The sequence below is a fragment of the Streptomyces sp. NBC_01317 genome, from assembly GCF_035961655.1.
Taxonomy (GTDB): domain Bacteria; phylum Actinomycetota; class Actinomycetes; order Streptomycetales; family Streptomycetaceae; genus Streptomyces.
In genome coordinates, this window is the sequence record NZ_CP108393.1 from 7,044,328 (window position 1) to 7,058,256 (window position 13,929).

General features: G+C 73.9%; 11 protein-coding genes. 4 read left to right on the forward strand and 7 right to left on the reverse strand.

The window, feature by feature from the left end; translation table 11 throughout:
- The first annotated feature begins 341 nt into the window (after positions 1-341).
- Positions 342-1,508, forward strand: a complete 1,167-nt coding sequence (locus tag OG349_RS30775; protein WP_327237684.1) for an exonuclease SbcCD subunit D — start codon at positions 342-344, stop codon at positions 1,506-1,508.
- Positions 1,505-4,519, forward strand: a complete 3,015-nt coding sequence (locus OG349_RS30780) for an SMC family ATPase (RefSeq protein ID WP_327237685.1) — start codon at positions 1,505-1,507, stop codon at positions 4,517-4,519. Before OG349_RS30775 ends, OG349_RS30780 begins: the two co-directional genes overlap by 4 nt.
- 11 nt (positions 4,520-4,530) lie before the next feature.
- Here OG349_RS30780 and OG349_RS30785 read toward each other — a convergent pair whose 3' ends face one another.
- Positions 4,531-4,977 (reverse strand): Lrp/AsnC family transcriptional regulator, encoded by a 447-nt coding sequence (locus tag OG349_RS30785; RefSeq protein WP_327237686.1) that lies wholly within the window; start codon positions 4,975-4,977, stop codon positions 4,531-4,533.
- 94 nt (positions 4,978-5,071) lie between these two features.
- On the opposite strand from OG349_RS30785, the gene OG349_RS30790 reads away from it, so the two are divergent.
- Both OG349_RS30790 and OG349_RS30795 read left to right on the forward strand, forming a co-directional pair.
- Positions 5,072-5,605: a rhodanese-like domain-containing protein gene (locus tag OG349_RS30790; RefSeq protein ID WP_327237687.1), complete on the forward strand. Its 534-nt coding sequence runs from the start codon at positions 5,072-5,074 to the stop codon at positions 5,603-5,605.
- Positions 5,606-5,755: 150 nt separating this feature from the next.
- Positions 5,756-6,607, forward strand: coding sequence for an SDR family oxidoreductase (locus OG349_RS30795; protein WP_327237688.1), 852 nt, complete (start codon positions 5,756-5,758; stop codon positions 6,605-6,607).
- Between the two features lie 278 nt (positions 6,608-6,885).
- Here OG349_RS30795 and OG349_RS30800 read toward each other — a convergent pair whose 3' ends face one another.
- The 6 genes from OG349_RS30800 to OG349_RS30825 all read right to left on the reverse strand — a co-directional run bounded on the left by OG349_RS30800 (position 6,886) and on the right by OG349_RS30825 (position 13,898).
- Positions 6,886-7,770 carry an ATP-grasp domain-containing protein gene (locus OG349_RS30800; protein WP_327237689.1) on the reverse strand — a complete coding sequence of 295 codons (885 nt, stop codon included), beginning with the start codon at positions 7,768-7,770 and terminating at the stop codon, positions 6,886-6,888.
- An 88-nt stretch (positions 7,771-7,858) separates the two neighbouring features.
- Positions 7,859-9,541 (reverse strand): DUF885 domain-containing protein, encoded by a 1,683-nt coding sequence (locus OG349_RS30805; RefSeq protein WP_327237690.1) that lies wholly within the window; start codon positions 9,539-9,541, stop codon positions 7,859-7,861.
- 281 nt (positions 9,542-9,822) lie between these two features.
- Positions 9,823-11,229: a GNAT family N-acetyltransferase gene (locus OG349_RS30810; protein ID WP_327237691.1), complete on the reverse strand. Its 1,407-nt coding sequence runs from the start codon at positions 11,227-11,229 to the stop codon at positions 9,823-9,825.
- A gap of 158 nt (positions 11,230-11,387) precedes the next feature.
- Positions 11,388-11,564, reverse strand: coding sequence for a hypothetical protein (locus tag OG349_RS30815; protein WP_327237692.1), 177 nt, complete (start codon positions 11,562-11,564; stop codon positions 11,388-11,390).
- Positions 11,565-11,688: 124 nt separating this feature from the next.
- Positions 11,689-12,780 carry an aldose epimerase family protein gene (locus OG349_RS30820; protein WP_327237693.1) on the reverse strand — a complete coding sequence of 364 codons (1,092 nt, stop codon included), beginning with the start codon at positions 12,778-12,780 and terminating at the stop codon, positions 11,689-11,691.
- A 53-nt stretch (positions 12,781-12,833) separates the two neighbouring features.
- Positions 12,834-13,898, reverse strand: coding sequence for a LacI family DNA-binding transcriptional regulator (locus tag OG349_RS30825; protein WP_327237694.1), 1,065 nt, complete (start codon positions 13,896-13,898; stop codon positions 12,834-12,836).
- Positions 13,899-13,929: the final 31 nt, after the last annotated feature.

Here is a 13,929-nt window from a genome sequence, read left to right on the forward strand (position 1 = left end):
GTAGTGCGGCGTCCGCCGCCGGGCCTCGTCACGGCGCCCATGCGCCACCGGCTGCTCGATCTTGGTGCTGATCCGATCGGAGATTGATTTGCGGTGACGGAATTTGTCGCAAGTGTCACCGATTTTGTCTGTTGTTTCCGGCGGGGTTCACGGAGATGACCTCGGGGTGACCGGGGATGACCCGCCGGGCGGGTCTCCGGTGGGAGACTGGGGCCGCTGGGAAACGGGTTGCGGGCGGCGCTAGCGTGGTCGCCGACGGGTGGCGTGACCGGCGTGGTGGGTGCCGGACCGGGCGCCGCGAGGGGTGGGGGAAAGGGAAATATGCAGGCCGGAGCCGTCTCTTGAGGATTCTCCATACGTCGGACTGGCATCTGGGGCGGTCGTTCCACCGCGTGGGCCTGCTCGACGCGCAGGCCGCGTTCCTCGACCATCTCGTGACGACGGTACGGACCCACGCGGTCGACGCGGTGGTGGTCGCGGGCGACGTCTACGACCGCGCGGTACCGCCGCTGGGCGCGGTGGACCTCTTCGACCGGGCCCTGCACCGGCTGGCCGACGCGGACGTACCGACCGTCATGATCTCCGGGAACCACGACTCGGCCCGCCGGCTCGGCGTCGGCGCGGGACTCCTCGGGCGCGCGGGGATCCACCTGCGGACCGACCCGGCCCACTGCGCCACCCCCGTCGTGCTCACCGACACCCACGGCGACGTCGCCTTCTACGGCCTGCCGTACCTCGAACCGGCTCTGGTACGGGACGAGTTCAAGGCACCCAAGGCCGATCACGAGACCGTGCTCACCGCCGCCATGGAGCGGGTACGGGCCGACCTGGCCGCACGCCCGGCCGGCACCCGCTCCGTGGTCCTCGCCCACGCCTTCGTCGCCGGAGGCGCGCCCAGCGAGAGCGAACGCGACATCACCGTCGGCGGGGTCGCGGTCGTGCCCGCCGGGGTCTTCGACGGCGTCGACTACGTCGCCCTCGGCCACCTGCACGGCTCCCAGCGCCTCACCGAGCGCGTACGGTACGCGGGTTCGCCGCTCGCGTACTCCTTCTCGGAGGCCACCCACCGCAAGACCATGTGGCTGGTCGACCTCGGCCCCGGGGGCGGGATCGAGGCGGAGCGGATCGACTGCCCCGTACCGCGCGCCCTCGCCCGCATCCGGGGCCGGCTCGACGACCTGCTGGCGGACGAGACCCTCACGCCGCACGAGGACGCGTGGGTCGAGGCGACCCTGACCGACACGGTCCGCCCGTCCGAGCCCATGGCCCGGCTCACCGCCCGCTTCCCGCACACGCTCAGCCTGGTCTTCGACCCCGAACGCACCGACGACGACCCGCTCGCCTCGTACGCGCGGCGCCTCGCGGGCCGTACCGACCAGCAGATCGCGGAGGACTTCGTGGCGCACGTCCGCGGCGGTTCCGGGGCGGACGCGCGGGAACGTACCGTGCTGCGCGACGCCTTCGACGACGTACGGGTCGACGCGACCGTCCGCGAGGTGACCCCATGAGACTGCACCGCCTCACCCTCACCGCCTTCGGCCCCTTCGGCGGGACCCAGTCCGTCGACTTCGACGCGCTCTCCACCGCTGGCATCTTCCTGCTCCACGGGCCCACCGGCGCGGGCAAGACGTCCGTGCTCGACGCGGTCTGCTACGCGCTGTACGGCGCCGTGCCGGGCGCCCGGCAGAGCCCGGGGGCGTCCCTGCGCAGCGACCACGCCGTGGCCGGGACGCACACCGAGATCCTGCTCGAACTGACCGTGGGCGGACGGCGGTTGGAGATCACCCGGCAGCCCGCGCAGCTGCGCCCCAAGAAGCGGGGTGCCGGCTTCACCACCGAGAAGGCGCAGAGCTGGCTGCGCGAGTACGACCCGGAGAGCGGCGACTGGCGCGCGCTGAGCCGCTCCCACCAGGAGATCGGCGAGGAGATCAGCCAGCTGCTCGGCATGAGCCGCGAGCAGTTCTGCCAGGTCGTGCTGCTGCCCCAGGGGGACTTCGCGCGCTTCCTGCGGGCCGACGCCGAAGCGCGCGGCAAACTGCTCGGGAGGCTCTTCGACACGCGGCGCTTCGCCGCCGTCGAGGAACGCCTCGCCGAACTGCGCCGCGCCGCCGAGCAGCAGGTACGCGCGGGTGACGAACGGCTGACCGGGATCGCGCAGCGCATCGCCCAGGCGGCGGGCGGCGGGGTGCCCCCGCTGCCGGGGCACCAGCCGGGCGACCCCGAACTCGCCCCGGCCGTACTGGAATGGGCGGCCGTCGCCCGCTCCCTCGCGTACGAACGCGCCGACATCGCCGAGTCGGCCCTCGCGGCGGCGGAGAGCCGGCAGGCGGCGGCCCGGCGCGCGCTGGACGATGAGCGTGAACTGACCCGTCTCCAGGAGCGGTTCGCGTCGGCGCGTCGGCGCGCCGAGGAGCTGGAGGCCCGCCGCCCCGAGCGCGACGAGGCCGGGACCCTGCTGGAGCGCGGCCTCAAGGCCGAACGGGTCGCGCCGGCCCTCGCCCTGCGGGAGGACGCCGACCGCGCGCACCGCGCCGCGTCCTACGAGTACGACCGTACGCGCGGACTCCTCCCCGACGACCTCACCGAGGCGGGCGCCGAGCAACTGGCCGCCCTGGAACGGTCCATGCGCCAGGAACTGGGCGCCCTGGACGCGGCCCGGCAGGCGGAGCGGCGCAGCGCGCAGATCACGGCCGAGCGGGCCGGGCTGGAGCGGGAGGCACGGGCCGACGAGGAGATTCTCCGGGACGCGGAGAGCTGGCTGGCCGGCTGGGACACCTCCCGCCGCACCCTCCAGGACCGTATCGAGGCCGCTCAGGAGGCGGCCACCCGCGCCGAACAGCTGGCGGGCCAACTCGAACCGGCCCGGCGGCGGCTCACCGCGGCCCGGCGGCGCGACACCCTCGAAGCGACCGCCGACACGGCCGACCGCCGGCTGAACTCCGCCCGCGAGGAGGCCAACACGGCCCACGAGGCATGGCTGCGGATCCGGGAGCGCCGCCTGGAGGGCATCGCGGCGGAGCTGGCCGCGCGGCTGGTCGACGGGGAGCCGTGCGCCGTCTGCGGTTCCGCCGGGCACCCCGCCCCGGCGCGGGCCTCCGACGATCAGGTGAACCCGGCCGACGAGGACGCGCTCCGGGAGCTGTACGACCGCGCGGACGCCGAACGGGCGGCGGCGGAACGGCGGTACGCGGAGCTGCGGGAGGAACGCGCGGCGGCCCGTGAGGCGGCCGGCACCGCCACCGTCGCCGAACTGGCCGAGCTGGTGAGCCGGTTGGACCACGAGCACGTGGACGCGCACCGCGTCGCCGCGAGCACCCACACGGCCCGCGAGGCGCTCGACCGGGCCGGACGCGAGTACGAACGCCGGCTCGCCGCGCGGCACGAGGCCGAGCGCGGCGTCGCCACGCGCACGTCGCGACGCGAGGCCCTCGAAAGCGAACAGCTCGGGCTGGAAGACCAGTTGCGCCGGGCGCGCGGGGACGCCGACAGCGTCGCCGACCGGGTGGCCCAACTGGAGAGCCGGGCCCGCTGGCTCGCCGAGGCCGCCGACGCCGTCCGGGCGGTCGACACCACGGCGGCGCAGCTCAAGGAGGCCGACGACCGGCTGGCCGACGCGGCGTTCCGGGCCGGCTTCGACACCCCGCGCGCCGCCGCGAACGCGCTCCTCCCCGAGCCGGACCGGCGCGCGCTCCAGCGCCGTATCGACATCTGGCAGGCCGAGGCGGCGGCGGTCGCCGACCGGCTCGCGGAGCCGGACGCCCGGGCCGCCGCCGACCGGCCGCCCGCCCGGCCGGACGCCGCCCAGGCCGCGCACGACACCGCCGAGCGGGCCCTGCGCGGCGCGTCGTCCGTCCGTACGACCGCCCGCGACCGCCGCTCGGAGCTGGGCCGGCTCTCCCGGCAGGCCGAGACCGAGGTGCGCGGTCTCGGCCCGGTGCGCGAGGAGTACGGCCGGGTGGCCCGCCTCGCCGCGCTCACGGCGGGCACCTCGACCGACAACGAGCGCAGGATGCGCCTGGAGTCGTACGTCCTGGCCGCCCGCCTCGAACAGGTCGCGGCCGCCGCGACCGTACGGCTCCGGCGTATGTCCGGCGGGCGCTACACGCTGGTCCACACCGACGCGAGGGCCGGCGGGCAGCGGCGCTCCGGCCTGGGGCTCCAGGTCGTGGACGCGTGGACCGGCAGCGCGCGGGACACGGCGACGCTGTCGGGCGGCGAGACGTTCTTCGCGTCGCTCGCGCTCGCGCTGGGCCTGGCGGACGTCGTGACGGACGAGGCCGGGGGCGTACGGCTGGACACGCTCTTCATCGACGAGGGCTTCGGCAGCCTGGACGACCAGACGCTGGACGAGGTCCTGGACGTGCTGGACTCGCTGCGCGAGCGGGACCGGAGTGTCGGGATCGTCAGCCATGTCGCGGACCTGCGGCGCCGCATTCCCACGCAGTTGGAGATCGTCAAGGAGCGGGACGGGTCGGCGGTCCGGCAGCGGGGCGTGGACGCGGCGGCGCTCAGCGACTGACGCGAAGGCGCTCAGCGACCGAGGGCGCGGCGGGGCAGCGGGGAGGAGTAGACCACGCTGGTGGTCACGGAGCCGAGGGTGCCGATCCGGCCGGTGATCTCTTCGAGGTGGGACATCGAGCGGGCGGCGACCTTGAGGACGAAGCAGTCGTCGCCGGTCACGTGGTGGGCCTCCAGGATCTCGGAGGTCCGCTCCAACAGGTCGTGGAAGGGCTTGTAGTTGCCGTTCGGGTAGCGCAGCCGGACGTAGGCGAGGATCGGCAGCCCGAGGCGCTCGCGGTCGACGACCGCGGTGTAGCCCGCGATCACGCCGGCCTCTTCCAGCCGCCGTACGCGCTCGGTGACGGCGCTCGGGGACATGGAGACGGCGCGCGCCAGCTCGGCGAAGCTGGCCCTGCCGTCGCGCTGGAGGACGTCCAGAATGCGCCAGTCGGTGCTGTCCGGGGAATACGTGGTCATGGGCCAGGGATAGCAGAGGAAACGGCGGCGATTCAAGCGGAGTGCCGGGGATAGCGCCTTCAAACGCGGGTCGGGCGACCGTAAATTTCTGTGCATGACCACTACACACACGCACCCGTTCCCGCTCCTTGCCGACGCACAGCCGGGAGGGGTGGCTCCGGTGGCTCCCCACGCGGTGCTGCGGGTGCCGCCCGCGTCCCCCGCCGAGGCGGCCGCGTACTTCGGCGCGAGCCTCGCCTTCCACGCCGATGTCTCCGACGTGGCGGCGGCGCTGGGGGCGGGCGGCGACCCCGGCTTCGTCCTTCTGGACTCCCGCTCCACCGCGTCCTGGGACCAGGGACATGTCCCCGGCGCCCTCCACCTGCCGACCGCCCGCATCGCGGAGGACGCGGAACGGCTTCTCGACAAGGCCGTCCCGGTGGTCACGTACTGCTGGGGCCCCGGCTGCAACGGCGGTACGCGCGCCGCGCTGGCCCTGGCCGGGCTGGGCTACCGGGTGAAGGAGATGCTCGGCGGCATCGAGTACTGGATCAGGGAGGGCTTCGAGGTCGAGACCTGGGAGGGCACCGAGCGGCGTGCCGCCGACCCCCTGACGGCGGCGGTCGGCGCGGAGGACTGCGGCTGCTGACGCGTACGGGGGGAGTTCAGCGGACCGGCGACGGGCGGGGACGCGGGAACGGTACGTCCTCGGGCGCGGCTGGGGCCGTGCCGGGTGAGGCGGACCCCGCGGGGAAAACCCGGTGGCGGGGTGGACCGTCGGCGGACAGCATGGGGTGCCATGCCGGCACTCGCACCCCCCACCGTCGAAGACCTCCGCCGCGACCCCCTGCCCCTGCGCGGGCGTACCGCTCTGGTCACCGGGGCCAGCCGGCGGGGCGGGATCGGGCATGCCGTCGCCCGGCGACTCGCCGCGTACGGGGCCGGTGTCTACCTCCACCACCACGTGCCGCACGACGCCGCGCAGCCCTGGGGCGCCGATCCCGAAGGGCCCGAAGCCGTGGCCGCCTCCGTGCGGGAGGCGTGCGGGGATCCGGACGCGCGGGTGGTGCACGGGCCCGGCGACCTGGCCGTCCCGGACGCGCCCGGCCTGCTCCTCGCCGAAGCGGCCGAGGCGCTCGGCGGGCGGCTCGACATCCTCGTCGCCAACCACGCCCTGAGCGGCTCGGACGGCCCCCTCGACGCGGTCGACGCGGCCGTGCTCGACGCCCACTGGGCGGTGAACACCCGGTCGGTGATCCTGCTGGTCCAGGCGTACGCCCGGCTGCGGGCCGCGCTGCCCGCCCGTACCCTGGGCGGCCGGATCGTCCTCATGACCTCGGGCCAGGACCTCGGCGACGGCATGCCGGAGGAGATCGCCTACAGCCTGGCCAAGGGCGCGCTCGCCTCCGCGACCCGCACGCTGGCCACCTCCCTCGCGGACCTCGCGGTGACGGTGAACGCCATCAACCCCGGGCCGGTCGACACCGGCTACCTGACGGGGGACGCGTACGACGCGATCGCGGCGCGGTTCCCGGCCGGCCGGTGGGGCATGCCCGACGACCCGGCCCGGCTGATCGCCTGGCTGGCCACCGACGAGGCGTGCTGGATCACCGGCCAGGTGATCAACTCGGAGGGCGGCGCGCACCGCTGACGACCCCCGGCCGTCCGGCGCACCGCCCCGGAGCCGGGCTCCCCGTTGCCGGACCGGGGCGCCGCCGTCTCACCGGCCGGACCACAGTCCCGCGTCCGCCCGCCGGGCGGCGGGGGCGTCCCCCTGGCGGAACGGGCCCGGGCACGTCACCCGCCGGGCCGGCGAGCTGTCGCTTCATCTGCCGGATCCGGTGGGAACATCCCGGTCGCCGGGCCGGGCTTCGGCGTCTCGCCTGCCGGTCGGGCCGGGCACCGGGTTGCCGGACTCGGTCGCGCCCCTCACCCGCCGGACCGGAGGTCGCCCGCCGTTGCCAGCGCGGCGAACAGCGGTGTCGCGTCGGTTTCTGGCGGGAGGCCGCTCACCTGGCCGTCGCCCACCTCCACCACCCGCCACACGCCGTCCTCCCGGAGCGCCAGGTCCGTTGTGACGAAGCGGGAGCCCAGCGCCCGTACAGCCGCTCCCACCTCGTCCGTCTCCGGGACCGGGCGCCGGTCCGGGGTGTCCGGGTGGGCCGTGGTGAGGGCCGGTATGCCGTCCACCCACCACACCCGTGCCTCGCCGCCCGCCACGAACGGCTCGTACGCGCGCAGCACCACGCCCCCCGCGAGCGTGTCGTCCTGGAGGGTGAAGAAGCGGTTCACCACGGCCGACAGCCTTGCGGTGTCGGTCAGTTCGGGGACGAAGCACGCCTCGTCCCACTCGTGCTTACGGGACTTGACGTAGTCCTTCACGATGCCCGGGCCGGGCCCCAGCGGGGCGGCGAGCGTAGCCAGTTCTGCCTGGGTCGGAGGGGTGCCCGGAGGGCGGGGCAACCAGCGGCTGGGGGGAGTCAGCGCTGCGAACTCCTCGTACCAGCCCGGCAGTTCGTGGCCGCGGCGGAAGTCCGCGGCGCCCGTCAGCAAGGTGCATCCTCGCTCGGCCAGCGCTCGCTCCAGCGTCGCGTACACCATCGCCGGCATCATCCAGCCCCGGTACCAGTACGGCCCCGAGCCCCGCTCCACCCGGGCCAGGGCGCGGGCCAAGTCCCCGGCGAGCAGCGCGTCATGGTCGAGCAGGGCCCGCGTCACGCCGTACGCCCCGGCCCGCGTGGCCTCCTCGGCGAACACCGGATCGACCCGGCCCGCCCGCAGCGGGTCCGCGCAGTAGAGCAGCGAGGCGGTCATCAGTTCCTCCGTGCGCGCACGTGAGTGGTGCGGGCTTCGGTACGGGGCCGTGCCCGACCGGCACGGCCCCGCCTTCGGGTCGGTCCCGTCAGAGCTTCGACAGCTCGTCCACCAGGTCGTCCAGGCCCAGCGGGCCCTGCGACAGGGCCGCCATGTGCCACGCCTTCGCGTCGAACGCGTCGCCGTGCCGCTTGCGCGCGTTCTCCCGGCCCAGCAGCCAGGCGCGCTCGCCCAGCTTGTAGCCGATCGCCTGGCCCGGCATCGACAGGTAGCGGGTCAGCTCGCTCTCCACGAAGTCGGCGGGACGGCCGCTGTGGTTGCCGAAGAACTCCTGCGCCAGCTCCGGCGTCCAGCGCTCACCCGGGTGGAACGGCGACTCCGCCGGGATCTCCAGTTCCAGGTGCATGCCGATGTCCACGATCACCCGGCAGGCCCGCATCATCTGCGCGTCCAGGTAGCCGATCCGGCGCTCCGCGTCCGGCAGGAAGCCCAGCTCGTCCATGAGGCGTTCCGCGTACAGCGCCCACCCCTCGGCGTTGGCGCTGACCATGCCGACCGACGCCTGGTAGCGCGAGAGCTGGTCCGCCACATGGGTCGCCTGCGCGATCTGGAGGTGGTGTCCCGGCACCCCCTCGTGGTACCAGGTCGAGACCAGGTCGTAGACCGGGAAGCGCGTCTCGCCCATCGTGGGCAGCCACGTGATGCCCGGCCGCGAGAAGTCCTCGGAGGGGCCCGTGTAGTACGGCGCGGCGGCGCCGCCCGGCGGGGCGATCCGGGACTCCACCTTCCGTACCCGCTCGGCGAGTTCGAAGTGGGTGCCGTCCAGCGCCGCGATCGCCTCGTCCATCAGGCCCTGGAGCCAGTCCCTGACCTCCTCCACCCCTTCGATGTGCGTGCCGTGCTCGTCGAGGTGGGCGAGCGCCTCCCAGGGGCTCGCGCCGGGGAGGATCTTCCCGGCCTCGGTCCGCATCTCGGCGAGCAGCCGGTGGTACTCGGACCAGCCGTACGCGTACGCCTCGTCGAGATCGAGGTCCGTCCCGTTGAAGTAGCGCGACCAGCGGGCGTACCGCTCCCGGCCCACGGTGTCGGGCGTGCCCGCGACGGCGGGGGCGTACACCTCGGTCATCCAGTCCCGCAGCCCCGCCACCGCGTCGGTCGCCAGGGCGGCGGCCTCGTCCAGCTCCTTGCGGAGGGTCTCCGGGCCCGAGGAGGCGAACTCGTCGAACCAGCCGCGCCCGCCGCCCGCCCACTCCGTCAGCTGGCCGACGAAGGTCGCGGTGGGACGCGGGCCGGCCGGCAGACCGCGCTCCAGGCCGAGGGCCAGCGAGGCGCGGTACCCCTCCAGCGCGTCCGGCACCGCGCGCAGCCGGTCGGCGACCGCCGCCCAGTCCTCGTCCGTCGCGGTCGGGGTCACGGTGAAGACGCCACGGACGGAGTGCGCGGGCGAGTGGATGTTGCTGACCGCGCGCAGCCCCTCCTGGGCTTCGTGGACGGCGAGTTCGGCCGTGAGGCGCTCGCGCAGCAGCCGCCCGCAGCGCCGCTCGGCCTCGCTGTCCGCGCCCGGGGACCGCTCGGCCGCGTCGAGCCGGGCGAGGGTCGTGCGCGCCAGATCGGCGAGCGCCTGCTGTCCGGCGGGGGAGAAGTCGGGGAGACGACGGGAACTCTCCGCGACGCCGAGATAGGTGCCGGTGATCGGGTCGAGTGCGATGAGCTCGTCGACGTAGGCGTCGGCGACCTGACGGGGCAGCACGCTGCCTGCTGTGTCTGACATGCCGACATCCTCCCCGAGTCGGCCACATCCGTCACGTCAGGGTTCTGTCCCGGCCGACGTCGGTGGCCGACGGTGGCCGGCACGGGCGGCGACCGGGGTGGCATCGGCGGTCCGCCGTTCCCGTGCGGTGCGGCCCGGCCTGCCCCGGCGGCAGGGCCTCCGGCCCACGGCACGGTTCGGCCGGATCGGAGCGGCGCGGGGCTGTCCGGAGGGGCTTCCGGCCGGGGCGGGCGCCCGCCCCGAAGGTCCGCCCGTCCACGTGCGACCGGCCGCTCGGGGTGCTACGGACGGCGCTCGGAGCGGTCCGGTTCGAACAGGCCGGAATCCCCGTGCGGCGGAAGCGGCCGGGCCGCCTTCGGCTCCAGCCGGGCCGTGATGACCAGGGTGCCCTCCTCGATCTGGTAGTCGAGCGGCAGGCCGAGGCTCCGCATCGCCGCGACCATCGCGGTGTGGGACGACTGGGTGACGGCGTATACGGTCCCGCTGTGCGCCTCCGTGGCCAACTCGACCAGCCGGGCGAGCAGTTCGGCACCGATACCGCGCCGCTGCCAGGCGTCCTCGACGATCAGCGCGACCTCCGTCTCGTCGCCGTCCCAGAGCAGATGGCCGAGGGCGACCAGGTTCCCCGAGGAGGTCTCGACCGCCAGGGTGCGTCCGAAGCGCGGGCTGAGCAGGTGGTCCAGATAGCGGTCCGCGTCGGCCGCCGGGCCGTGGTAACGCAGGCCGAGCGTACGGGCGGAGCAGCGGGCGTGCATCGCCAGGGCGGCTTCGAGGTCGTCCTGGTCGGCACGCCGTACCGTGATCTCCTCGCCCTCGGGGAGGGTGAGGATGTGCTGGCCCACCGGCATGCGCGGACCGAGCCGGGCGTCCAGCTCGACCAGCGCGCGGGCCCGCGCGAACTCGGTCGGGGTGAACGGCAGATAGGGCCGCTCGACCGTGATGGACCCGCCGCTCGGGTCGCGCAGCACCATCGACGTCTCGTCGAGCGCGCCCTCGACCGGTGCGCCCTCCCCGCTCCGCCGTCCGCCGGCCGATTCGGCCGGCCGGGAGTGGATCGTGCAGCGGCCCAGCAACTGGCGCAGTGCCAGCGGTAGTTCGGCCGAGTCCAGGGCGGTACGGGTGGCGAGGCCGAGCACCCGGGTCGGGGTGTCCACGAGGTCGTGCGCGTCCGCGCGCTCGATCCAGGTGCCGCTGCCGCCCGCGGCGGCGACCTCGCGGGTGAGGTCCCTCGCCTGGAGCGTGGCGGGGGCGCGCAGCAGGAACTCGTCCACCGTCCCCTCGGAGAGCGGGTGGGTCTGGAGGGTGAGGATGTCCACGCGCCGCGTCGCGAACGCGACGCACAGGGCGGCCAGGCTGCCCGGCTCGTCCCGGACGGTGGTCCGCATCCGCCAGAGCACCGTCTCGGCCGGCACGCCGAAGTCCGCCGCCGGGGCGGTCACCCCGGCGCCGGTGACCACCTCCGGGGGTGCGTGGCTGTGCTTGCGTGCCCACCACGTGTGGAACGTGGCCGTGGCGAGCAGGACGACCGCCGAGGCGATCAGCAGGGAAGCGCCGTCCGGTCCGTGCGCGATCGAATTGGCCACGGCGTCGGCGACGGCCACTGCGGTGAACAGGGCGGCCAGCTCGACCAGATCCCGTCGCCAGTGGTGGGGGCGGCGGGCACTCTTCGCGGAAGTCACATCGGTCATGGCCTCACTGTGGCCGAACGGTGTTGCGTGATCACGAACGGTTTGTGACTGATGGGTTAAGGATGGATCTGTTCCCTTTTGGACTATCTTTACCAATTTTGGCTGAGAGTGGTCGCTTCACTGACGCAAAGCGGTCAGCAGGCGCGCCGCCCGTGCCGTCAGCCGTGACGATCCACCCGGGCGGCGACCGCCTCCAGAGCCGGTATCCCCGGATCCGCTTCTGCGCCGACCCCGGCCGTCGCACCGGTGGCGGCCCCGGTCACCGCACCGGTGGCTGCGGTACGCGCCGGGTCGGCCGGACGGTTCAGCTCGACCGTACCCGATATCGCCAGCATCCCTATGTCCCGGCCCAGTTGGGGTCCGGCCACCTGTCCGCCGTCCGCCTCCGTGCCGGGGGTTTCGCGGTCCTCAGGCCGCGCAGCCGGCCCTACGTCGGACCCGCGCTCGATCAGCGGCGCATCAGAACGTCCGCCGCCCGTTGAGGTGGGGGAACCGCAACTCGGTTCTGCTGCGCGCCACTTCGCCCGGCCGCAGCACCGTGCTGGGGTGGTCGGGGCGGTTGGGTGAGTCGGGCAGGTGCTGGGTCTCCAGACAGATGGCGCCATGGCGTTCGTGACGCCGGCCGGCCGGATCGGTGAGGGAGCCGTCGAGCTGGTTGGCGGTGTAGACCTGGATGCCGGGTTCCGTGGTCCACACCTCCATGACCCTGGTCTCGCGAGGGGCCGTGAGACGGGCGGCCCGGCGGAGGCCGCCCGCGTGGCCGGGTCCCGGGTCCCGCAGGACCCAGCAGTGGTCGAAGCCGCCCGCCGTACGGAGCTGCTCGTCGGGCAGGCCGATCCGGTCCCCCAGCGTGTGCGGAACGCTGAGGTCGAAGGGGGTGTCCCGGACATCGACGGCGGGGCCCCGGGGGATGCCGTCCCCGTCGACGGGCAGATACGTGTCGGCGTCCACCTCAAGGGTGTGGCCGAGGATGTCGCCCTCGTCGGTCAGGTCGAAGTACGCGTGATGGGTGAGGTTCACGACCGTGGGGCGGTCGGTGGTCGCGGAGTAGTCGAGCGCGAGGGTGCCTTCGGCGTCGAGGGTGTACGTCACGGTGACGTCGAGCGCGCCGGGGAATCCCATGTCGCCGTCGGGGCTGTGCAGGGTCAGCCGGAGCGCGGCGGTGTCGTCGGTGCTGTGAGCGGTCGCCTCCCACACTCTGGTGTGGAAGCCGTCGGGGCCGCCGTGCAGAGCGTGGCCCCGGTCGTTGGCGGGAATGCGGTGCGCGGCACCGTCCAGGGTGAAGCGGCCGTGGGCGATGCGGTTCGCGTAACGGCCGATGAGGGCACCGAAGTAGGGGTTTCTGCCCGTGTAGCCGTCGAGGGAGGCGAGCGAGCGGACGACCGACGCGGTGGCTCCCGTGGTGTCGGGCACCATGAGCCGGTGCAGGATGCCGCCGTAGGTGAGGATCTCGGCCCGGACGCCGGAGCCGGAGTCGAGCGTCCAGATATCGACCTCCGCCCGCCCGGGGGCGGTGCCGAACGGCTTGCTGTGCGCGGTGGGGCTGGGCATCAGGGATCCTTGCGACGAGCGGGTGGCCGGGAGGAACGCGGGGTGTCCGGGGTTCAGTGCGGCGGTCCGCCCGCTCGCTTCCCCCCGCCGGACGGGACCTGCGGCGCGTTCCGGGGCCCGGTCGATTCGCGGACGATCAGGCGGTAGCCGGGGCGGGGCCTGCGTGGTTCGGGTACCGGCTTTCCCGAGAGCCGTTCGACGAGACTGTCGACGGCGAGCCGGGCGATGGCTTCCTTGTCGGGGGCGATGGTGGTGAGCGTGGTGGCTCCGTACCGGCTCTCCTCGATGTCGTCGAAGCCGACGACGGCGATGTCGCCGGGGATGCGCAGACCGCGTTCCGTGAGGGTGCGCATCGCGCCGATGGCGATGAGGTCGTTGTACGCGAAGACGGCGTCCGGCCGCTCCCCGCGGTCGAGGAGCGCCGCCATGGCGGCGGCGCCGTCCTCACGTCCGTAGCCGTCGGTGACGATCACCAGACTCTCGTCGGGCTCGATGCCCGCGGACCGGAGTTCCTCGCGCCAGCCCCGCAGGCGCAGATGGGCCGGCTGGCGTTCGCGGCCGGTACGTGAGCCGAGGAAGGCGATCCGGCGGTGGCCGTGGTCGAGGAGGTGCCGTACGGCCTCGCGGGACGCCCCCACGTTGTCGATGGCGATGTGGTCGTACGGGGCTTCGTACTCCCGCTCGCCCAGCAGGACCAGGGGCGCGGTCTCGGTGCGCGCCATCAGGTCCTCGGTCTCCAGATGGATCGGGCTGAGGATGAGTCCGTCGATCACATGTGACCGGAAGCCCTGGCTGACCAGGAGTTCCTTCTCGCGCAGTCCGGCGGTGTGGTCGACCAGCACGGTGTAGTCGTGCCGCGCCGCCGCGTCGACGACCGCGCCGGCGAGCTCGGCGAAGTACGGGTTGCCGAACTCCGGTACGGCCAGGGCGATGATCCCGGTGCGCCCCTTGCGCAGATGCCGCGCGGTGAGGTTGGGCCGGTAGCCGAGTTCGTCGATGGCCTGCTGCACCTTGGCACGCATCTTGGGGGTGACATGCTGATAGTTGTTGACCACGTTCGACACGGTCTTGATGGACACGCCCGCCCGTTGCGCAACGTCCTTGAGGCTGACGCCCACGACACTCCTTGATTCGACCGGAAGATCCGGC

What these genes read in the sequence shown, in the direction of transcription:
- OG349_RS30780 (WP_327237685.1), top strand. Translation starts at nt 1,505, where the DNA reads ATGAGACTGCACCGCCTCACCCTCACCGCCTTCGGCCCCTTCGGCGGG.
- OG349_RS30785 (WP_327237686.1), bottom strand. Translation starts at nt 4,977, where the DNA reads ATGACCACGTATTCCCCGGACAGCACCGACTGGCGCATTCTGGACGTC.
- OG349_RS30790 (WP_327237687.1), top strand. Translation starts at nt 5,072, where the DNA reads ATGACCACTACACACACGCACCCGTTCCCGCTCCTTGCCGACGCACAG.
- OG349_RS30795 (WP_327237688.1), top strand. Translation starts at nt 5,756, where the DNA reads ATGCCGGCACTCGCACCCCCCACCGTCGAAGACCTCCGCCGCGACCCC.
- OG349_RS30800 (WP_327237689.1), bottom strand. Translation starts at nt 7,770, where the DNA reads ATGACCGCCTCGCTGCTCTACTGCGCGGACCCGCTGCGGGCGGGCCGG.
- OG349_RS30805 (WP_327237690.1), bottom strand. Translation starts at nt 9,541, where the DNA reads ATGTCAGACACAGCAGGCAGCGTGCTGCCCCGTCAGGTCGCCGACGCC.
- OG349_RS30810 (WP_327237691.1), bottom strand. Translation starts at nt 11,229, where the DNA reads ATGACCGATGTGACTTCCGCGAAGAGTGCCCGCCGCCCCCACCACTGG.
- OG349_RS30815 (WP_327237692.1), bottom strand. Translation starts at nt 11,564, where the DNA reads ATGCTGGCGATATCGGGTACGGTCGAGCTGAACCGTCCGGCCGACCCG.
- OG349_RS30820 (WP_327237693.1), bottom strand. Translation starts at nt 12,780, where the DNA reads ATGCCCAGCCCCACCGCGCACAGCAAGCCGTTCGGCACCGCCCCCGGG.